The sequence below is a fragment of the Uliginosibacterium sp. 31-12 genome (assembly GCF_030548425.1).
Classification (GTDB): domain Bacteria; phylum Pseudomonadota; class Gammaproteobacteria; order Burkholderiales; family Rhodocyclaceae; genus Uliginosibacterium; species Uliginosibacterium aquaticum.
In genome coordinates this window covers 267,016-284,940 of the sequence record NZ_JAUOOA010000006.1, presented here as the reverse complement: position 1 = coordinate 284,940, position 17,925 = coordinate 267,016, and the positions used below count along the sequence as shown (strand labels likewise).

Genomic DNA, 17,925 nt, shown 5'->3' with positions numbered 1-17,925 from the left:
CCGTCCTCGTCCGGCCGGCTGAAGGCGACCCTAAGAAGCTCTTCACGATCTTACTGCGAGGCCGTGATCAGGGCTCATGCGCTGCTCGGAATCCTCATTTATCAACATAAACTCCGGTTCCTGTGCGGCGCTTCACTCTGCTGACGGCCTCTCGCGACAGATCGTGAACAGCTTCTAAAGCATCGCCAGGGCGCGGCGGGTCAGGAAACCATCGACGGCTTTGGACTGTTCCTCGATGCGTTTGAGCAGGCGACGTTTTTCCTGCGGACAGATCAGGATGTGCACCGGCTCGACCACCAGTTGCTGCCCCGCCACTGATGCCGGCAGTCCTTCGGCCCGGATCGCTTCGGCAAAGTTCAGCGCGACCTGGGCGTTGTCGATCATGGCGTGGGCAGAGTAGTCGCGCACCTCGCCGCTGACCGAGATGAAGCGGCAGTCGCTCAGGCGAGGCATCTTGTTGCCCTGCTGCGGCTTGTGGCAAGCCACCGTCCAATAGTTGATGCTTTCCTTCATTGCTGCCGAAAGCGGCTGGCCCCGGCCGCCGCTTTCCCCCCGTCTGCAACTCGTCCTGCGTTCTTGTCGTCACCCGCTCTGGCGATCTGGCGGGGGCTTGTGGCTGCGCGCTCATTGGCCGCTGCCGGCAGGTATATCGACCCTGCCTGCTACGACTTTAGTGTCAGTCTGGTGGCGCGCTGCAAGCTTTGCGCTGGATCAGTCGGCCGCCAGTCTTTCGGCCATCAGGCCGGCCAGCCAGTGCATGAACACCTGGACTCGGCGCGGCAGGTGGCGGCGATTGGCGTAGAGCAGGGAGACCGGCATGGCCGGCGCCGTGAAGGCCGGCAGGATCTCGATCAGGCGACCGGCCTCAAGGTGGCCACGCACGCCGGCACGCGGCACCTGGATGATGCCCAGCCCGGCAAGGCAGGCGCCTTCGTAGGAAAAGGTGGCGTTGACGCTCAACGCGCCGGGCAGGGGAATGCTTTGGGTGTGGCCCTGTGCATCCACATACTCGAAACCGTCCGGGCGGGCGCCGAGGGTCGGCACGTAATTCACCAGCTGGTGGCCGGCCAGCTCGGCCAGCGTGTGCGGCGTGCCGTAGCGGGCGAGGTAGGCCGGGCTGGCGAAGTTGCCCATGCGGTAGTGGCCCAGCGGCCGCGCGATCAGGCTGGAGTCGCTCAGGGTGCCCACCCGCAGTACGCAATCAAAACCTTCGCGAACCAGATCGACGCGCCGATCGGTGGAAGAGAGCTCGATCTCCAGCCCCGGGTGCTCGGCGAGGAAGGCCGGCAACTGCGGGATGACCAGATCGCGCGCGACAGCCTGCGGCATGTCCACCCGCAAGCGCCCGCGCAGCTCCGTGGGGCCGGCGCGGAACAGGCCCTGCAGCTCTTCCATGTCGGCCAGCATGTCGCGGCTGCGCTCGTAGAACACCTGGCCGTCCTGGGTCATCTGGACGCGGCGCGTGGTCCGGTGCAGCAGGCGGGTGCCGAGCAGGTTCTCGAGCTGCTGCACGGCGGCCGAAACGCTGGCCTTGGGCAGGCCCAGTTGCTCGGCGGTGCTCGTGAAGCTGGCCAGCTCGGCAACGCGCACATAGATACGCATGGCGTCCAGTTGATTCATGTTCCGGATCACTGTTCGTGGAATGCGAACAGTTTAGTCAATTTTGTGGTGTTTATCGCTGATGTTCTGGTCAATAGACTGGCTTCACTGGCTCAACCTGAGCCAAGCCCACTCAAGGAGCTCAGCATGACTCGCAAGATCGCCCTCATTACCGGTGGCAGCCGTGGCCTTGGTCGCAGCGCCGCCCTCAAGCTTGCCGCGCGCGGCGTCGACGTGATCCTTACCTATCGCAGCCAGGTGGCCGAAGCGCAGGCCGTGGTGGCCGAGATCAAGGCGCTGGGCGCGCAGGCCGTGGCCCTGCAACTGGAGGCTGGCGATGTCGCCAGCTTCCCGGCATTCATCGCCGAGCTGCGCAATGCACTGCAGACGCACTGGCAGCGCAGTCAGTTCGATTACCTGCTCAACAATGCCGGCATGGGCGTGTATGGCAGCATCGCCGAGACCAGCGAGGCGCAGTTCGACCAGCTTGTGAATGTGCATCTGAAGGGCGTGTTCTTCCTGACCCAGGGCTTGCTGCCGCTGATTGCCGAGGGCGGCCGCATTCTCAATGTGTCCTCCGGCCTGGCCCGCTTCTCCTTGCCGGGCTATGCCGCCTATGCGGCCATGAAGGGGGCCATTGAAGTCTTCACGCGCTACCTCGCGCTGGAGCTGGGGCCGCGCCGGATTGCGGCCAATGTGATCGCGCCGGGTGCCATCGAGACCGATTTCGGCGGTGCAGCCGTGCGCAACAATCCGCAGCTGAACGCCATGATCGCCGGCCAGACTGCGTTGGGGCGTGTCGGCCAGGCCGACGACATCGGCAGCCTGATGGCGCTGCTGCTGTCGGACGAAGCCGGCTGGGTCAATGGCCAGCGCGTGGAAGCTTCAGGTGGCATCCATCTGTAAGCGCATCTGGCATTCGGCGAGCATATGCAGGCGTGGCGTCGGCCACTCCTGCTGTCTGCCACCCTATCAACCGTAGCTGAGGCTGCTGCTCTTGCCGCGGAACACCCAGTAGGAGAAGGCGGTGTAGGCCAGGATCATCGGCACGGTGATCACCGTGCCGATGAAGATCACCGTCAGCGCCGGGGTGGAGGCGGCGGCCTCGAACAGGCTCAGGCGGTCCATGATGATGTAGGGATAGAGGCTGTAGGCGAGGCCGAAGAAACCCATCAGCAGCACGAAGATGCTCAGCACGAAGGGTAGCCAGGCAAACTCTTCGCGGACCCTGGGCCGCCCCAGCACCCAGCCCAGGCCCAGCAGGGCCGCGCCGCAAGCCAGTGGAATCGGCAGCAGGGCGAGGAAGACCGGCATCGCGAACCACTTGGCGCGCACCGTGTCGCTGAGCCAGGGGGTGGCCAGCGAAATCAGGATCAGCCCCAGCGCCACCGCCGGCAGGGCTCGCCGGCCCCAGCGTTGAGCCTTTTCCTGCAGTGCGCCTTCGCTCTTCAGGAGCAGCCAGCAGGCGCCAAGCAGCACATAGGCTGCCGGCAGGGCCAGCGCGATCAGCCCGGCAAATGCCAGCGGCCCGGCGCCTTCGGCAAAACCGCTGATGTAGCGGCCAAGCATCCAGCCCTGGGCGAGGGAGGCCGTCAGCGAGCCGGCGAAGAACGCCAGGTCCCACAGGCCCTGGTGCTGGTCGCGTGCCTTGACGCGGAAATCAAAGGCCACCCCGCGCAGGATCAGGCCGATCAGCATGGCCGTGACCGGCAGGTACAGTGCTCCGAGGATCAGGCCGTGGGCTTGCGGGAAGGCGATCAGCAGGATGCCCACGCCGAGCACCAGCCAGGTTTCGTTGGCATCCCAGAAGGGGCCGATGGCGGCGATCATGGCGTCCTTCTCGGCGCGTGGCACCAGCGGCAGGAGCAGGCCCACGCCGAGGTCGAAGCCATCGAGCAGCACATACAGCAGCATCGCCACGCCCAGCACGGCGAAGAAGAAAACGGGCAGGAACTGGTCGAAACTCATGCGGCATCTCCCGCGGGCCGGCCGGCCTTGCCCGCCATGTAGAACAGCACGCTGACATAGGCGGCCAGAAGCAGCGCATAGGTGATCAGATAGGCCGTGAGCGAGACGGCGATGGTGGCGGCCGGGGCCGGGCCGACCAGATCGGCAGTGAGCAGTTCGCCGAACACCAGCCAGGGCTGGCGGCCGATCTCGGTGACATACCAGCCGGCGAGGGTCGCGACCCAGCCGGAGAAACTCATCGCCGTGAGGAGGCGCAGCAAGGGGCGTGGCAGGGCCTCGGCACGCCCGGCGCGGCGCAGCGCCCAGACTCCGACCCAGCTGGCGAGCAGCATCAGCACGCCCACCCCGACCATGATCCGGAAGGCCCAGAACAGTGGCGCCACCGGCGGATGGCGGCCTTCGAACTCGTTGAGCCCGCGGATCTCGCCGGCCGTGTCATGGGTCAGGATCAGGCTGGCGAGCTTCGGGATGCCGATCTCGAAGTGATTGCTGCGGGTTTTTTCATCCGGCAGGGCGAAGAGCAGCAGCGGTGCGCCGCGCTCGGTCTGCCACACGCCTTCGATCGCGGCGATCTTCCGGGGCTGATGCTTAAGGGTGTTGAGGCCGTGCAGATCGCCCAGCAGGATCTGCAGCGGGATCAGCAGCGCGGCTGCGAAGAGACCGGTGCGCAGCGCTACGCCGGTAGCGGCGCTGGCCCGTCCGCGCAGGATCTGCCAGGCCGACAGGCCGGCGATCAGGAAGGCCGCGGTGAGCCCGGAAGCCAGCAGCATATGGCCGAAGCGATACGGGAAGGAGGGGTTGAAGATCACCGCCAGCCAGCTCGCTACATGGTACTGGCCGCCCTCGACATAGAAGCCTGCCGGCGTCTGCATCCAGGAATTCAGGGCCAGGATCCAGAACGCCGAAGCCGTGGTGCCCAGCGCCACCAGTGCCGTGGCGGCCAGGTGCAGCCGCTCGGATACCCGGTCATGGCCGAACAGCATCACGCCGAGGAAGGTGGCTTCGAGGAAGAAGGCGGTGAGCACTTCGTAGCCCAGCAGCGGCCCGGCGATATTGCCGACCCGCTGCATGTAGCCGGGCCAGTTGGTGCCGAACTGGAAGCTCATGGTGATGCCCGAGACCACGCCCATTGCGAAAGTCAGCGCGAAGACCTTGGTCCACAGCCGGTAGGCTTCCAGCCAGGCCGTGTCGCGGCTGCGGATCCAGCGCCAGCGGAAGAACAGCAGCGCCCAGCACAGGGCGATGCTGATGGTGGGAAACAGGATGTGAAAGCTGATGTTGGCCGCGAACTGCAGGCGGGCCAGGAGGAGGGGGTCGAGGGCGTCCATGTCGGTTCTCTGTGCTGCGCTGAAACGGGGCTAAGTGCGTGGCTTGGCGCCTGTGGCGCGCTTGATCTTGTCGGTGAAGTCGAGCAGCTTGTGGACGGTGGAGCCCATGCCCATCAGCTTGCTGAGGGTGGCGCTGTCGAGGCGCTGGATATCGTCGAACCAGTTGGTGAGCTGCTCGATCAGGCCGTGCATGTCGCGCATGCGCTCCTGGGCGTGGCGATCCTCAGCGCTGGCAGCGTCGTCCATCAGCGCGGCGCGCAGCATCGACAGGGTCGGCTCGATTTCGCGGCGGCGACGCTCTTCCGCCAGGGTGCGGAACACCTCCCAGGCGTCGCCGGGAGCCTCGAAATACTCGCGCCGGTCGTTCGGAAAATGGCGCAGACGCACCAGCCGCCAAGCCTGCAGTTCCTTGAGGCCCATGCTGACATTGGAGCGCGAAAACTCCAGTTCCTCGGCGATCTGGTCGGCATTGATCGGCTCGGCGGAGACGTAGATCAGCGCGTAGATCTGCCCCACGGTGCGGTTGATGCCCCAGCGGGAACCCATCTCGCCGAAGTGCGAAACGAAACTGCGGACAAGGGGAGTCATGCCCAGCTCTCTGTTGTTTATTGATCTGGATCAAGCCTATCACAAGTTTCAGGAATTACTGAAAATTGGAAACTCTGCTCTTGCAGGGCCGGCTTTTCCGCCGGAGGCCGAGGTGGCGTGGAGCCTATGTGGCCCAAACCGTCTTCATGACTCCGACGGGTGCGCCATGACAAGCTCGCGCCGGAGCTCTTTTTTTCGGGCTGGGTTCGGCCGCAGGCACCCTCACAGGCACGGCCCCATCTGGCGCGGTGGGCCGCTGCTCTGGCGAGCAGGCCTGAAGCGGCTCGCCCGGGCATGATCGGGCAATGAACTTTGTTCTCCGGTCTGTGTCACACGCCCGGTTAACGCCGTCCTCCCTCTCTTTCCCCGAAAGCTGCTCATGACCGTCCGCAAGATTCTCGCCGCCACCTGCCTGTTGTGGGGCGCCTGCGCCCAGGCCCAGATGGCGGGCACCAGCGTGTCGCTGGGCCAGGTCCATCTGAATGAAGCCAACCTGTCCGGGGGCGGCTCGACTTCGGTGGAAAACACTCAGCTGTCTTTCTCCCACACCGCAGCGATCGGCGCCGGCACCACGCTGGGCCTGCAACTGCGCGGCGATCACGAATTCTGGTCTTTCGAGGGCACGCGTGCCGCGCCCTGGCAGGATGTGCAGCGTCTGTCGCTGGGCCTGCCGCTGAACCGCAGCCTGTCGGACGGCTGGAGCATGATGCTGACGCCGCGCGCCGAATGGGCCGGCGAGGAGGATGCCAAGAGCAGCGATTCGCTGGCCTGGGGCCTGATTGCGGGCGCCAACAAGCAGTTCGGTCAGGGCCAGCGCATCGGCTTCGGCCTGACGGCTTCGCGCACCCTGGACAAGGACACCGAGTTCTTCCCCTTCGTGATGGTCGACTGGCGTTTCAACGAGCAATGGCGCTTGTTCAACCCGTTGGGCCTGGGCCTGTCCGGGCCGGCCGGCCTCGAGCTGGCTTATCGCGTGACGCCTGGCGTGGAACTGGGTCTGGGCGGCTCCTGGCGTAATTCGCGCTTCCGCCTCGCTGAAGACAATGCCTTCTCGGCCGGCGGCGTCGGTCAGCTGAGCTATGTGCCGGTGTTTCTGCACCTGTCCTGGAAGCCGGTGCCGGTCGTGAGCCTCGACGCCTATGCCGGCATGATGCTCAACGGCCGCCTCAAGGTTGAAGACCGCGATGGCAACGCTGTGAGCACCCAGTACATGGACAACACGCCGTCCTTCGGGCTGGCCGCGAGCTTCCGTTTCTAGGATGCTGGGCGGGTGAGCCCCTCAGGCCTCGCTGATCGCCGGCTGCATGGCCAGCCCGCTTGCGGTGGGGCCGGGCGGTGAAGTCACGTTGTTGAAGACCAGGCCGAGGATGCGCCCGCGCGCACGCCGCAGGCGCCGCAGCGAACGCGCGGAGAGCGGGTGCACGGTGTCGCGGGCCCGCACTACCAGCAGGCAGCGGGTGCACAGCGGGGCCAGGGCCAGCGCATCGCTGACCGGTGCCAGCGGTGGTGAATCAATGATGATGTTGGCGTAACGGGTGGATAGCTGCGCGAGCAGCTCCACCATGCGCGGCGATTGCAGCGCTTCGAGCGGTTCCGTCAGGGGCAGGCCGGCCGGCATCACATCCAGATCGCTGCCGATCAGGCGATGGATGCAGCGTTCCACCGCTACCCCCAGTTGCAGATGATTGCCCAGGCCCGGCAGCTCGCGCTGTACGCCGAGCTGTTCAGTGAGGCCGGCGCGGCGCAGGTCGGCATCGATCAGCAGGCACGGCCCGGTCTGCGCCATGGCGAGTGCCAGATTGGCGCTGATGGTGCTCTTGCCTTCGCCGGCGACGCTGGAGGTGATCAGGGTGCGCCGGCAGCTGAGGTCCAGATCGGCCAGCAATATGCTTGAGCGCAGGCTGCGGATGCTCTCGGCGAGGCGGCTCAGCGGTGCGTCCACCTGAACCGTGGCCAGGCTGCGGACCCAGGGCAGCGACACCCAGGGCAGTTCGGCCAGCACCGGATGGGCAAAGCGTCGCTCCGCCTCGCTGGCGCTGAATACACCGAGCGCCAGGCGATCGCGCAGGATGGCGAGCAGCGCCGCGAGCAGCAGGCCCAGTACGCCACCAGTGAGGATCAGGCGTGGCCGGTTCGGGCTCACCGGGCGCAGCTGAGGGCTTGCCGACTGGATCAGGCGGGCCGGATCGCCGCGCAGATCGCGCTGGGCGCTGACTTCCTTGTTCCGCACGCTGAAGCGAGCGTGATAGCTGCGGTCGCTGGCGACCTGACGCTCCAGCGCGGCCAGCGCGGCTTCATCGCGATTGAGCCGCTGCACCACGGCGCGGGCGCTGTCGAGTTCGGCCTGCAGCATGCGTTCGCTGGTACGGGCACGCTGGGCGTCCGCTTCCAGTCCGGCCAGGGCCACGCTGATCAGGCTGTTCAGGCGCTCCTCGGCGGAGGCCAGCTCGGCCGCTGCTTCGCGCAGGCGTGGATGCTCGCTGCCGTAGCGCTCCTGCAGGCGGGCCAGATTCTGGCGGGCCAGATCGCTTACGCCGCGCGCGTTTTGCACATCGGCATTGCCCAGCACACCGGGCAGGCGCGCGCGCTCGTCGGGGGCGGCTGTGCGGGCCTGCTCCCAGGTGCTCTCGGCACTGATCCGGCGGCTGCGGGCGCTGGCCAGCTGGATGCCCAGATCGGTGATGCGCTGGGCGACGAGGGCCTGGCCGTTGCCGCCCAGGTCCACCAGCCCGCGCCGTTCGCGAAAGGCTTGCAGGGCGCGTTCCGAGGACTTGAGGTTCTGCAGTTGCTGGGCTTCGTGCTGGCTGAGGACTTCACCGGCCTGCTCGGCATTCAGGATACGGGTTTCGAGTAGGGCGCCGAGATAGTTATCCACCACGCCATTGGCCACCCGCGCGGCCAGCGCCGGATCGGCTGCATAGAAGCGGATCGCCAGCAGCTGGCTCTTGCCCACCGGCGCTACCTGCAGGCGGCTGGCATAGCGCTGCCAGGTCACCTCGGTGAGCAATTCAGGTGTCCATTCGATGGCTTCCGGGGTCTTGCCGATGAGCCCCAGCAGGCGGGCGCGCAGGCCGGGGCGGGCACGGCGCGGATCGAACTCGGCCTCGTCCCACAGCTTGAGGCTGTCCACCACGCGCAGGCCCAGGCTGCGCGCGCCGAGGTATTCCGCCTGGGTTACGAAATGACTGCGCCCGCCCTGTACTTCACTGAGGTCGTCGAGGGATAGCAGCTGCCCCGGGTTGTCGCCGATCAGCAGCAGGGCTTCGGCTTCGTGCAAGGGCGTTATGAGCAGGCTGGCGAGGCCCGCCAGTACCGCCAGCAGGACGCCAGCTGCCAGCACCTGCCATTTGCGGCTGCGGATGCTGTGCCAGTAGTCGAGCAGCTCCGGCCTGCCGGGCAGGGCACGCGGACTGTGCTCGAAGCGAAGATAGCGTGGCTCGAATGCCGGCATCGGGGTAGGCCTAGCGCCTGCGGGCGTGCAGCTGACGGGTGAGGGGTTGCTCCAGCCAGAAATACAGCAGGGCAGCGAAGAAGCAGGCAGCAATCACGCTGAGGCTGCCGCCGAGGATCACAACTGTCAGCTGCTCGCCGCCACCGGACTTGAGCAGGCGTGCCAGCGCGATCATGACGAAGGCGTGACTCAGATAGAGCGTGTAGGAGGCGTCACCCATGCGGCTCAGCCAGGCGCCGGCGCGGCCTTCGCAGAAGCTGCCGGAGAGGCTGCAGGCCACCACCAGCAGGGCCGGCAGGCCCCAGGTCCACCAGCGGTAGGTGTCGGCCAGGCCGCCGGTGTATTCGCCGCCGAACAGGCGGGTGGCAAACAGGAAGCACAGGCCGGCCAGGGTCAGCAGGGCGGGGCGCCAGGCGAGCGGGATGCGCAGACCGGAAGCTCCCAGCAGCAGACCGAAACCGAACTCGATGATCAGCGGGCTGCTGTACCAGGCCTGGGCATGCTGCAGGCCGGCCAGCCCTGCCAGCGCCGGCACCCCCAGCATGAGTACGGCGATGCAGGCGGGCCGCCAGCGTACGCGCGGAAAGAGCAGGGTCAGGCTGCACAGGGCATAGAAGTACATCTCGTAGACCAGCGTCCAGGCCACGCCCATGACCATGGGCTCCTCGCGCGCAATCCCCGGCAGCAGGAAGATCGAGGACAGAAAGCGCGGCAGGGAGTATTCGAGCGAGCGGAAGGCCAGACCGCTGCTCCACAGCAGCAGGATCAGGCACAGGAAGGACCAGTAGATCGGGAAGATGCGGCGGATCCGGCGGCGCATGAAATCCCCGGCCGTGACTTCGGGCGAGAAGCCGCGCGTGCTGTGCCACATCACATAGCCGCTGATCACGAAGAAGATGTCGACGCCGCAGGCGCCTACCGTGGTGATGAACTTGGGCAGCATCACCAGCGGGCTGGCGTGCAGCTCTTCGAGCACATGGTGGATCAACACCAGCAGCGCGGCGATGAAGCGCAGCTGCTGCAGGCCGACCAGCTGATCGCGCGCCGGGTTGATCATGCTGGGGCGTATGTCTCGGCCAGTTGCTGGAAGCGCTGGCGGAACTGGGCATGTCCAAAGCGCTCGGCATTGCGCCGGCAGGCCAGTGGATCGAAGCCGGCGCCGGCCTCGAAGGCCTCCACTGCGGCGCAAATCGCGTCTACATCCTGGCGGGCGAAGAACAGGCCGGTGTGCTCGGCTGGGTCCCCGGTGGCAATGACTGTTTCGAGCGCCCCGCCGCGCCCGAAGGCAATCACCGGAGTGCCACAGGCCTGGGCTTCGACCGGCGTGATGCCGAAATCCTCCTCGGCTGCGAAGACGAAGCCGCGCGCGCGCTGCATGTGATCACGCAGCACCTCGAAGCTCTGGTAGCCGAGCAGGCTCACGTTGGGGGTGGCGAGGGCGCGGCATTTCTCGAACTCGGGCCCGTCACCGATCATCACCAGGCGGCGCCCGGGCATCCTAGCGAAGGCTTCGACGATCAGCGGCATCTTCTTGTAGGGCACCATGCGTGAGGCGGCGAGATAGAAGTCCTCCTTGTCGCCGCCCAGGGCAAAGCCGGAGACATCCACCGGTGGATGCAGCACCGCGGCCTCGCGGCCATACACCTTGCGGATGCGCTTGGCGATGAAGGCTGAGTTGGCGATGAAGTGATCCACCCCGTTGGCGGTGCGTACATCCCACAGGCGCATGTAGTGCAGTAGCGCGCGCACGATCCAGGCCTTGAGGCCGCTGGTGAGGCCGGATTCCTGCAGGTATTGATGCTGCAGATCCCAGGCATAGCGGATCGGTGAGTGGCAGTAGCAGATGTGGGTCTGGTTCGGCCCGGTGAGCACGCCCTTGGCCACTGCATGGCTGCTGGAGATGATCAGCTCATAAGCTGACAGATCGAGCTGCTCCATGGCCAGCGGCATCAGTGGCAGGTAGTGGCGGAACCACTTGCGCGCGCGCGGCAGCTTTTGGATGAAGCTGGTGACTGGCGTGCGCCCGCCGAGAAAGGCGCGCTGATTGTCCGGTAGAAAATCCGCTACCGCGAACAGGTCAGCCTCCGGATAGAGGGCCAGGAGCTGTTCGACAACTTTTTCGCTGCCGGCGTAAGTGGCCAGCCATTCATGGACGATGGCTATCTTCATGACACTCTCCTGAGCTCAGCCGAGGCCGAGCAGGCGGTTGATATTCCAGCGTCGTGCCAGTGCCGCCAGCGCGAGCGGAACGCCGATGCCCAGCAATAGCTGGCTGGGCAGGATCAGCCACAGGGCTTCGATGTGCAGCAGTTTGACCAAAGCAATCCGGGTGCCTGCCACGATCAGTACATGCAGCACGTAGATGCTCATGGAGAACTGGCCCAGGCATTGCAACCCACTCAGGTGCTGGCCCCAGCAGCGGCAGGCGAGGATCACGGCGCCCACCCCGGCCAGGGTGGCGGGCAGGATCGGGAGATTGAGGCCGGGCGCGTCGCCGTGGTCCTGCACCAGAATGGAGACTGTGCCGCAGGCCAGCAGCAGCAGCGGCACCAGCACGGGCGCGACGCGACGCAGGGCGGCCTCGCCGGGCCACAGCGGGGCATTGCCGAGGAGGCAGCCGGCGAAGTAGGCCCAGGCCGGCATGGCAGTCCACACCAGGATGCTGGAGCTCTCCGGCCAGGCCCACAGGGCAGCGAGCGACAGCGCGCTGGCTGCACCCAGACACAGGCCGCGCGGGATGTGCCGGCTGAGCAGGGCGAGCAGGTGCAGCAGGAACAGGGCGTAGAGGAACCAGAACTGGGCCGGCGGCTGCCACAGAAAGGAAATCAGGCGCTGCGCGTCGAAGGGGTACTGATGGTTGGTGTAGGCCGAGCCCAGATGGTTGGCGAGGCTTTGCAGGAAGCCCCACAGGAAATAAGGCCACACCACGCCGATCAGGGTGGCCTGGAGGAAGCGCCCGTAGCCCTTGGCGAGTCGTGCGTCCACGAGACTGCCGGCCAGCCAGAAGAACAGCGGCATGTGAAAGCTGTAGATCGCGTAGAACAGGTGGGCGCCGAAGCCGCTCCGCTCGATGAGGCCGGCGTCTCGCAGGCCGCCGAGGATGTGGCCTAGTACCACCAGTACGATGCCGATGCCGCGGGCGGCATCCAGCCAAGCGAGGCGTGCGGGCGTGGCAGCGTGCGTTTCAGGGGGCGCCATGGCAGAGTTTCCGGATCAAGCTGCGCGGGTAGAAAACAAACTGGCCAAGGCTGTGGCGGTTCAGCACGGCATGGTCTAGCAGAGCCGGCAGCAGGATGGCCAGGATCAGGGCCAGCAGCGCCAGCCAGGGAGAGTCGCCGCGGCTGGCTATGGCGTGCTGGAGCATCGGGTGCAGCACCATGATTGGCAGGCTGCTGCGGCCCAGCCAGGCGGCGGGGGCCGCACCGCCTAGCGCGTGGCGTGCCAGCAGCAGGAAGCTGAGGGTGCCGGCGAGGGCGGTCAAGGCCGTCCACGCTGGGGTCGGGCCGATTTGAGCGTGGGCCAGCTCGAGGGTCCACGGCAGCAGCTGACGTGCGGACTGGCTGAAGGCCAGCGCCCACAGTGGCAGCAAGTACCACAGGGCCCGCACGCTGGGCGCGGGCCAGGCCATGAAGCTGCGCCCGAGCAGAATGAAACCGCTGATGAAGGGCACCACATTAGCCGACCAGGGCAGCAGGGCGTTGGATCCGGCGCCGTGCCAGGTCATCTGCTTGAGCGGCGGACTCTTGTCGATGTCATTCAGGCAGGCGGCGCCGATGGCGATCAGCAGCAGGGCGCAGGCGCTGAGCCAGCCCGCCTGCTGAGCGGCCGGACGCTGCTCGCAGAGGCGGATCAGCGGCCAGGCCAGCAGCATGCCCAGGGCCAGGGCAGGCAGGAACCACAGGGTATCAACGCGCAGGCTGGTAGCCGTGCCGTACAGGATGCCCAGCAGCACATGCAGCAGGCGTGGCTGCGGGGTCGGCACGAAATTGCTGTCCAGGCCCAGCGCCAGGGGAAGGAAGGCCAGCGACACGATGCCGTAGATCCATACCAGCGAGCCGATCCGGATCAGCCATTGGCGCGGGCTGAGATTGCACAGGGTGAGGCCGGCGATGGCGAAGAACATCGGCATGTGAAAGGAATAGATCAGCCCGCGTAGCGCGCCATAGCCGACCAGCGGGCTGTGGCCGAGCACCACCAGCACCACGCCGAGGCCCTTGGCCACATCGATCCATTGTTGGCGCGGGCGGCTGCTCATGCGGCCTCCCCGTTGCAGGCCGGCAGGGGATAGGCAGGGCAGGTGCCGAGACGACCGCTTTCGCCATCGTGGCGGGCCGCCTTGAGCAGGCGCAGGCGTTGCGGGCGCCCCAGTGCCAGTGCATAGATCTGCAGGATGAGCCAGAAGAGCAGGCGATTGACGCGCATGACGAGGTCCGGTCTGCGGTTGCGCAGCTGTTCCAGGTGTGAGCGATTGCGGAATTCATAGTACATACGCATGTCGCTGCTGCCGGTCAGCAGGGCCACGAACACGTTCGGATAGTTGGCGGCGGCATGGCCGGACTGATCGACGTCCACGATCCGTGCCTGCCGGTCGAGCACGATGCGGCCACCGGCGTCGGTGAGACGCAGGGTCCATTCGATATCGTCGTTGTAGAGCACGTAATCGGCACGGGGCAGGCCGATGCTCTCGGGCACGGCGCGGTGGAAAAGCAGGCCGCCCCATGGCCCCCAGCGCACTTCGCCGCCCTGTGACTGTGGTGCGCAGCGGTGGCCCAGATGGCGCAGCAGCTTGTGGCCGATATCGGCCACATGAAAACCCAGGTAGCTGCTGCGCTCGCGCTGTTGCTGCGCCAGCGAGCCGGCCACGTAATGCTCGGGGCGGAAGGCCAGTACAGCCGAGTGCGCTGGCGCGCTCGGCATGTCCTGTGCAGTGTAGGTGGCAAGCAGACTCGCGAGGCAGCCTGGTGCCAGCACGTTGTCATCATCAAGCAAGCAGATGAAGCGCTTCGTGCGGGTCAGCGCGGCACGCATGCCGGCCGCGAAGCCGCCGGCCGAGCCGAGATTGGTGCTGTGATGGATGAGCTGCACGCGGCTGTCGAACTCGGCGGCGATGCGTCCGGCGAGGCCCGGCGCGGCGGCGTTATCCACCACTGTTACGCCGCCTGCGCCCTCGCTCAGGGCGGCGCTGATCACTTGGCGCAGCAGTCCCCAGCGCTCGCCGTAAGTCACGGTGACGACTTCGACCTCGCTGGGCGAGAGCGGTGCCGGCTTCATGTCAGGGCTGCCAGCAGTTGGCTGGCTGAATCGCGCCAGCGCCAGTGCGTGGCCTGAGCCAGGCTGCGATCGCGCGCAGCCCGGAGCCAGGCTTCGTCGCGCAGACTCTGCTGCAGGAGGGTGGACAGCGCCTGGGCATCGCCGGCCGGAAAGTAGCGCGCGGCACTGCCGCACACTTCCGGGATCGACGCCGCATTGGCCGCAATCACCGGGCAGCCCAGGGCCATTGCTTCGGCAGCGGGCAGGCCGAAGCCTTCGTAATAGGACGGGAAGACGAAACAGGCCGCGTGCTCGTAGAGCGCGCGCAGCTCGCCATCCGTGACATAGCCGACATGGCGCACGAAGCCGGGCAGGCTGGCGCCGGCGAAGATGCGCGGATCGGTGCCGCCGGCGATCACCACATCGAAGCCGCAGTCCGCCCCGAGTAATTCCACGGCGCGCACCAGGGTGGCGAACCCCTTGTGCGGCACCATGCTGCTCACGGCTAGCACGTACGGCCGGCTGAGCAGCGCATGGCGCTCCAGCAGGCCGGCATCGGCCGCCACCCGCAGCATGTGCTCACCGCTCTCGGCCAGCACCCGGATCTTGTCGGCGCGCACATGGTAGGCCGTGGCAATGGCGCGAGCCGAGAACTGCGATACGGTCAGCACCCGCGGTGCGATGCTGCCCAGCCAGGGCATCAGCAGGCGATACCAGAGGCGGAAGGCGCGGCCATAGGATTCTGGCACCTGCGCCGGGGCCGCATCGTGGAGGGTCACGATCTGCTGGCGCTTGAACAGTGGCGCGGCATTGCACAAGCTCAGCAGTGGCAGGCCGCGGGCGGCCAGCGGCAGCTCAAGCTGCTCCCACAGCAGACCCTGGCGCCGACCGCAGGTTTCCACGGCGAGATGACGGAAACGGGCGCTCACGCCTTGCGGCACCAGGATGCGAAAACGCAGCGTGGGATGCGGCCGCTCCTCCAGCCAATCATCGAGTGCGCGCAGCAGTTCGAACGCGAAGCGGTCCACCCCGGTCGGGCGCCGGCCGAGGAAGCGGCCGTTGATGAGGATCTCGCGGGCCTCAGGCATGGACGGCCTCCATCTGCTCGCCGAGGCTGGCCTCGATGGCTGCGAACACCGCGCTGGCCGGGGTTTCTCGCAGGCAGGCCATGCTTGCGCAGCCGGCGGGCAGGAAGCACGGAGCACAGGGCTTGGGGGTGGTGATGATGCGGCTATGGCGACCTGCCGGGCGCCAGCTGCCGTCCATGATGCCGGGATAGATGCCGACGACCGGAATGGCGTGCGCGGCGGCAAGATGGGTGCCCATCGAGTCGAGGCCGACGAACAGACGGGCCTGGGCGATGCAGCCGGCAAGGCGCGTGAAATCGAGCTGGCCGGCGAGGCTCACGGCCGCTGCCGGCACGCGTGCGGCAATGCGTTGTGCCAAGGCTTCTTCAGCTGGGCCGAAGCCGAGCAGCACGATGCGCTCGCCACGCGCGGCACAGGCCAGGGCCAGTTCATGCCAGGCGGGTTCGGGCCATTGTTTGTGCGCGCCACCAGCGCCAACGTGAAAACACAGGAAGGGCGAGTGAATGCCGGCCGCCTGCAGCAGCTCGCGGCTGCGTGCGAGGGCCGTGGCGGGCAGTGGGCAGGAGGTTTGCAGATGGCCCAGATGCGGGCGGCAGGCCGGTATCTGGGCAAGCAGGCGGCGATGCCACTCGAGGATGTGCTGGCCGGCGCAGTCCCATTCACGCGCATGGCTCAGCAGGCCGCCAAAGCCGCCGCTGGCCCACCCCAGGCGCAGCGGGATGCGGGCACTGGCGAGCAGCGGGATGCTGTTGGGGAAGTAGGCGTAGAGATCGACGGCCAGCGCGTAGTGGTTGGCGCGGAGGGTTTGCAGGAGCGTGCGGCGCGCGCCAAGGTAGCGCAGCAGGCGGCGCCACAGTGATTGGCCGGAGCGGTCCAGCTTCCAGTGGGTCAGGCTGTGGATCTGGCCCAGCTCGGGGTGCTCGGCCAGCAAGTGGGCGGCGGCCGGATGGACCAGGAAATCGATGCGCGCGGCCGGGAAAGCTGCACGCAGCACCGGGATGGCGGCGCTGGCATAAATCAGGTCGCCGATGTGGGCCTGCATGCAGAGCAGGATGCGGTCGGGGGCGAGGCTGGCCGGCATGGGCCGGGCGAGGCTGTGCCGCAGGCCGGTGAGGGCATCGATCAGGCGCATCGCGGTGCGCAGCAGCGGGTTGAAGAACAGGTAACGGCCGCAGGCGAGGCCGGGGCGGGTGGCGCTGGGCGTGGGCAGCGGGACGGAGGCCGTCATGCGAAGACCCCATCACTGGCCATCACCGGCCTTGCCTGCGGAGTGCGGCGCGGCACATACAGCAGAGCCGGGCAGCAGGCGATGGCGCACAGGAGGTAGAACATCACGCCCAGATCGAAGACCGAGGCGACCAGGCTGGCGATGATCAGTGCTGCCAGCACGCCGTGGCGCGCGGCGATGACCAGCGCACGCTGGGTGGCATCGATGCCGGCCGGCAGTTTCGCCAGCAGCACGCGGGCGAGGAAGGCCAGAAACAGCAGGCTGCCGGGTAGGCCTACGTTGGACACCAGTACCATTGGCAGGCTTGAGGCGCGGGCGCTGCCCATGCCGGCACCGAGTCCCCAGGTATCGAGGAAGGCCTGCCAGGAAATCTGGTTCCATTCCCCGCGTTCGATTGCCGAGGAGGAGCTGGATTTGTAGAGCAGGGTGTTTTCGATGATGTCCCAGGCCTGCTCGCGCACGGCCGGCAGCAGGGCCAGGATGGCGCCGATCACGAGCGCCGCCGCGAGGCCGAGGCCCAGGTAATGCCACAGATGGGTGTGCCCGCCCGGGCGCCAGCCCTCGCAGAAAGAGATCACCAGAACCAGCGCGGCATACACGCCGAGGCCGCCGTAGCCGGCACTGGAGGTGGCCAGCAGCAGGGCCAGCAGGCTGCCCAGGGCGAGCGGCCCGCTCAGCCGCGGCCAGCAGCGCTCGCGCCACAGCACGTAGCAGAAGGCCATCAGCGGCAGGGTAAAGCCGGCGAAGGCGGAGGCTTCCGGAAAGGTGCCGTTGATGCGTTTCACATTGCCAAAGGCTGCCTCCGGCATGAAGGCGAAGTTCGCCGTCTGCAGCGGTTCGAGCAGATTGCCAAGGCCGCTGTAATAGCCGCCCAGATCGATCACTGCGGCGATCAGATTGAGCCCGGCCAGCCACAGCATGGCGCGCCCGGCGCGCTCCAGCCCGCCTTCGAGGCGCAGGAAGACCAGGGCCACGGCGAACACCACCAGCTCACCGGCCGCATACACGCTCTGAGTGATGTTGCCAGAGCCCGGCGCGAGTGTTTCGACCGGCACGGCGCCGAGCACCACGCTTGAGCGGTTCATCGACACCACGTCCACCTCGCCGCCGAACAGGCGCGGCAGCACCGCCGCCGACACGAAGCCCCACACCACCAGCATTAACAACGGGAAGCCGGGCTGGCGCGGTGCCATCGCCTCGAACATGCTGTGCAGGTGGCCGAACTTCAGCACGCATAGCGCCAGCAGCAGCAGCACCGCAAAACCGGGCGCCACCGTGGCGCCGCCCAGCGCCGGCAGGCTGAAGGCCGCACTGCCGGCGAATACACAGGCCACGATCTGCAGGCTCAGCAGGCGCTCGGGGGCCGACCACAGCAGGCCGGCTCCCAGCAGCAGGAACACGACACCGATCCATTCGAGGCTCATC

16 protein-coding genes are annotated in these 17,925 nt (G+C 67.1%); 2 read left to right on the top strand and 14 right to left on the bottom strand.

The window, feature by feature from the left end:
- Window positions 1-174: 174 nt before the first annotated feature.
- Window positions 175-513, bottom strand: a complete 339-nt coding sequence (locus tag Q3Y64_RS13455; RefSeq protein WP_101940739.1) for a hypothetical protein — start codon at window positions 511-513, stop codon at window positions 175-177.
- Window positions 514-711: 198 nt separating this feature from the next.
- Complete coding sequence (locus tag Q3Y64_RS13450) at window positions 712-1,620, bottom strand: LysR family transcriptional regulator (RefSeq protein WP_303562567.1); 909 nt, start codon at window positions 1,618-1,620, stop codon at window positions 712-714.
- A 126-nt stretch (window positions 1,621-1,746) separates the two neighbouring features.
- On the opposite strand from Q3Y64_RS13450, the gene Q3Y64_RS13445 reads away from it, so the two are divergent.
- The gene (locus Q3Y64_RS13445) at window positions 1,747-2,505 is read left to right on the top strand and encodes an SDR family NAD(P)-dependent oxidoreductase (RefSeq protein ID WP_303562565.1); all 759 of its coding nucleotides are present in this window, start codon (window positions 1,747-1,749) and stop codon (window positions 2,503-2,505) included.
- 66 nt (window positions 2,506-2,571) lie between these two features.
- On the opposite strand, the gene Q3Y64_RS13440 is transcribed toward Q3Y64_RS13445, so the two are convergent.
- Genes Q3Y64_RS13440 through Q3Y64_RS13430 form a run of 3 tightly spaced genes read right to left on the bottom strand, consistent with a single transcriptional unit; the run spans window position 2,572 to window position 5,483 of the window.
- The gene (locus Q3Y64_RS13440) at window positions 2,572-3,567 is read right to left on the bottom strand and encodes a cytochrome d ubiquinol oxidase subunit II (protein WP_303562563.1); all 996 of its coding nucleotides are present in this window, start codon (window positions 3,565-3,567) and stop codon (window positions 2,572-2,574) included.
- The gene (locus tag Q3Y64_RS13435) at window positions 3,564-4,895 is read right to left on the bottom strand and encodes a cytochrome ubiquinol oxidase subunit I (RefSeq protein WP_303562560.1); all 1,332 of its coding nucleotides are present in this window, start codon (window positions 4,893-4,895) and stop codon (window positions 3,564-3,566) included. The genes Q3Y64_RS13440 and Q3Y64_RS13435 overlap by 4 nt, the downstream gene beginning before the upstream one ends.
- A gap of 30 nt (window positions 4,896-4,925) precedes the next feature.
- Window positions 4,926-5,483 (bottom strand): GbsR/MarR family transcriptional regulator, encoded by a 558-nt coding sequence (locus Q3Y64_RS13430; RefSeq protein ID WP_170022298.1) that lies wholly within the window; start codon window positions 5,481-5,483, stop codon window positions 4,926-4,928.
- Window positions 5,484-5,862: 379 nt separating this feature from the next.
- Between Q3Y64_RS13430 and Q3Y64_RS13425 the strand changes: the two genes are divergently transcribed.
- Window positions 5,863-6,741 (top strand): DUF6268 family outer membrane beta-barrel protein, encoded by an 879-nt coding sequence (locus Q3Y64_RS13425; protein WP_101940745.1) that lies wholly within the window; start codon window positions 5,863-5,865, stop codon window positions 6,739-6,741.
- 21 nt (window positions 6,742-6,762) lie between these two features.
- Here Q3Y64_RS13425 and Q3Y64_RS13420 read toward each other — a convergent pair whose 3' ends face one another.
- Genes Q3Y64_RS13420 through Q3Y64_RS13380 form a run of 9 tightly spaced genes read right to left on the bottom strand, consistent with a single transcriptional unit; the run spans window position 6,763 to window position 17,924 of the window.
- Window positions 6,763-8,934, bottom strand: a complete 2,172-nt coding sequence (locus Q3Y64_RS13420; protein ID WP_303562556.1) for a hypothetical protein — start codon at window positions 8,932-8,934, stop codon at window positions 6,763-6,765.
- Between the two features lie 10 nt (window positions 8,935-8,944).
- Window positions 8,945-9,991, bottom strand: a complete 1,047-nt coding sequence (locus Q3Y64_RS13415; protein ID WP_303562555.1) for an acyltransferase — start codon at window positions 9,989-9,991, stop codon at window positions 8,945-8,947.
- On the bottom strand, window positions 9,988-11,103 hold the full coding sequence (locus tag Q3Y64_RS13410) for a glycosyltransferase family 4 protein (RefSeq protein WP_101940748.1): 1,116 nt from the start codon (window positions 11,101-11,103) through the stop codon (window positions 9,988-9,990). Before Q3Y64_RS13410 ends, Q3Y64_RS13415 begins: the two co-directional genes overlap by 4 nt.
- 15 nt (window positions 11,104-11,118) lie before the next feature.
- Window positions 11,119-12,132, bottom strand: coding sequence for an acyltransferase family protein (locus Q3Y64_RS13405; RefSeq protein WP_303562554.1), 1,014 nt, complete (start codon window positions 12,130-12,132; stop codon window positions 11,119-11,121).
- Window positions 12,119-13,189 (bottom strand): acyltransferase family protein, encoded by a 1,071-nt coding sequence (locus Q3Y64_RS13400; protein WP_303562553.1) that lies wholly within the window; start codon window positions 13,187-13,189, stop codon window positions 12,119-12,121. Before Q3Y64_RS13400 ends, Q3Y64_RS13405 begins: the two co-directional genes overlap by 14 nt.
- Window positions 13,186-14,205: a glycosyltransferase gene (locus Q3Y64_RS13395; protein WP_303562551.1), complete on the bottom strand. Its 1,020-nt coding sequence runs from the start codon at window positions 14,203-14,205 to the stop codon at window positions 13,186-13,188. The genes Q3Y64_RS13400 and Q3Y64_RS13395 overlap by 4 nt, the downstream gene beginning before the upstream one ends.
- The gene (locus Q3Y64_RS13390; protein ID WP_101940751.1) at window positions 14,202-15,272 is read right to left on the bottom strand and encodes a glycosyltransferase family 1 protein; all 1,071 of its coding nucleotides are present in this window, start codon (window positions 15,270-15,272) and stop codon (window positions 14,202-14,204) included. Before Q3Y64_RS13390 ends, Q3Y64_RS13395 begins: the two co-directional genes overlap by 4 nt.
- On the bottom strand, window positions 15,265-16,500 hold the full coding sequence (locus Q3Y64_RS13385) for a glycosyltransferase family 9 protein (RefSeq protein WP_303562549.1): 1,236 nt from the start codon (window positions 16,498-16,500) through the stop codon (window positions 15,265-15,267). The genes Q3Y64_RS13390 and Q3Y64_RS13385 overlap by 8 nt, the downstream gene beginning before the upstream one ends.
- On the bottom strand, window positions 16,497-17,924 hold the full coding sequence (locus Q3Y64_RS13380) for a hypothetical protein (RefSeq protein ID WP_101940753.1): 1,428 nt from the start codon (window positions 17,922-17,924) through the stop codon (window positions 16,497-16,499). The genes Q3Y64_RS13385 and Q3Y64_RS13380 overlap by 4 nt, the downstream gene beginning before the upstream one ends.
- Window position 17,925 lies beyond the last annotated feature (1 nt).

What these genes read in the sequence shown, in the direction of transcription:
- Q3Y64_RS13415 (WP_303562555.1), bottom strand. Translation starts at nt 9,991, where the DNA reads ATGATCAACCCGGCGCGCGATCAGCTGGTCGGCCTGCAGCAGCTGCGC.
- Q3Y64_RS13425 (WP_101940745.1), top strand. Translation starts at nt 5,863, where the DNA reads ATGACCGTCCGCAAGATTCTCGCCGCCACCTGCCTGTTGTGGGGCGCC.
- Q3Y64_RS13405 (WP_303562554.1), bottom strand. Translation starts at nt 12,132, where the DNA reads ATGGCGCCCCCTGAAACGCACGCTGCCACGCCCGCACGCCTCGCTTGG.
- Q3Y64_RS13450 (WP_303562567.1), bottom strand. Translation starts at nt 1,620, where the DNA reads ATGAATCAACTGGACGCCATGCGTATCTATGTGCGCGTTGCCGAGCTG.
- Q3Y64_RS13385 (WP_303562549.1), bottom strand. Translation starts at nt 16,500, where the DNA reads ATGACGGCCTCCGTCCCGCTGCCCACGCCCAGCGCCACCCGCCCCGGC.
- Q3Y64_RS13420 (WP_303562556.1), bottom strand. Translation starts at nt 8,934, where the DNA reads ATGCCGGCATTCGAGCCACGCTATCTTCGCTTCGAGCACAGTCCGCGT.
- Q3Y64_RS13440 (WP_303562563.1), bottom strand. Translation starts at nt 3,567, where the DNA reads ATGAGTTTCGACCAGTTCCTGCCCGTTTTCTTCTTCGCCGTGCTGGGC.
- Q3Y64_RS13390 (WP_101940751.1), bottom strand. Translation starts at nt 15,272, where the DNA reads ATGCCTGAGGCCCGCGAGATCCTCATCAACGGCCGCTTCCTCGGCCGG.
- Q3Y64_RS13400 (WP_303562553.1), bottom strand. Translation starts at nt 13,189, where the DNA reads ATGAGCAGCCGCCCGCGCCAACAATGGATCGATGTGGCCAAGGGCCTC.
- Q3Y64_RS13395 (WP_303562551.1), bottom strand. Translation starts at nt 14,205, where the DNA reads ATGAAGCCGGCACCGCTCTCGCCCAGCGAGGTCGAAGTCGTCACCGTG.
- Q3Y64_RS13410 (WP_101940748.1), bottom strand. Translation starts at nt 11,103, where the DNA reads ATGAAGATAGCCATCGTCCATGAATGGCTGGCCACTTACGCCGGCAGC.
- Q3Y64_RS13430 (WP_170022298.1), bottom strand. Translation starts at nt 5,483, where the DNA reads ATGACTCCCCTTGTCCGCAGTTTCGTTTCGCACTTCGGCGAGATGGGT.
- Q3Y64_RS13445 (WP_303562565.1), top strand. Translation starts at nt 1,747, where the DNA reads ATGACTCGCAAGATCGCCCTCATTACCGGTGGCAGCCGTGGCCTTGGT.
- Q3Y64_RS13455 (WP_101940739.1), bottom strand. Translation starts at nt 513, where the DNA reads ATGAAGGAAAGCATCAACTATTGGACGGTGGCTTGCCACAAGCCGCAG.
- Q3Y64_RS13435 (WP_303562560.1), bottom strand. Translation starts at nt 4,895, where the DNA reads ATGGACGCCCTCGACCCCCTCCTCCTGGCCCGCCTGCAGTTCGCGGCC.
- Q3Y64_RS13380 (WP_101940753.1), bottom strand. Translation starts at nt 17,924, where the DNA reads ATGAGCCTCGAATGGATCGGTGTCGTGTTCCTGCTGCTGGGAGCCGGC.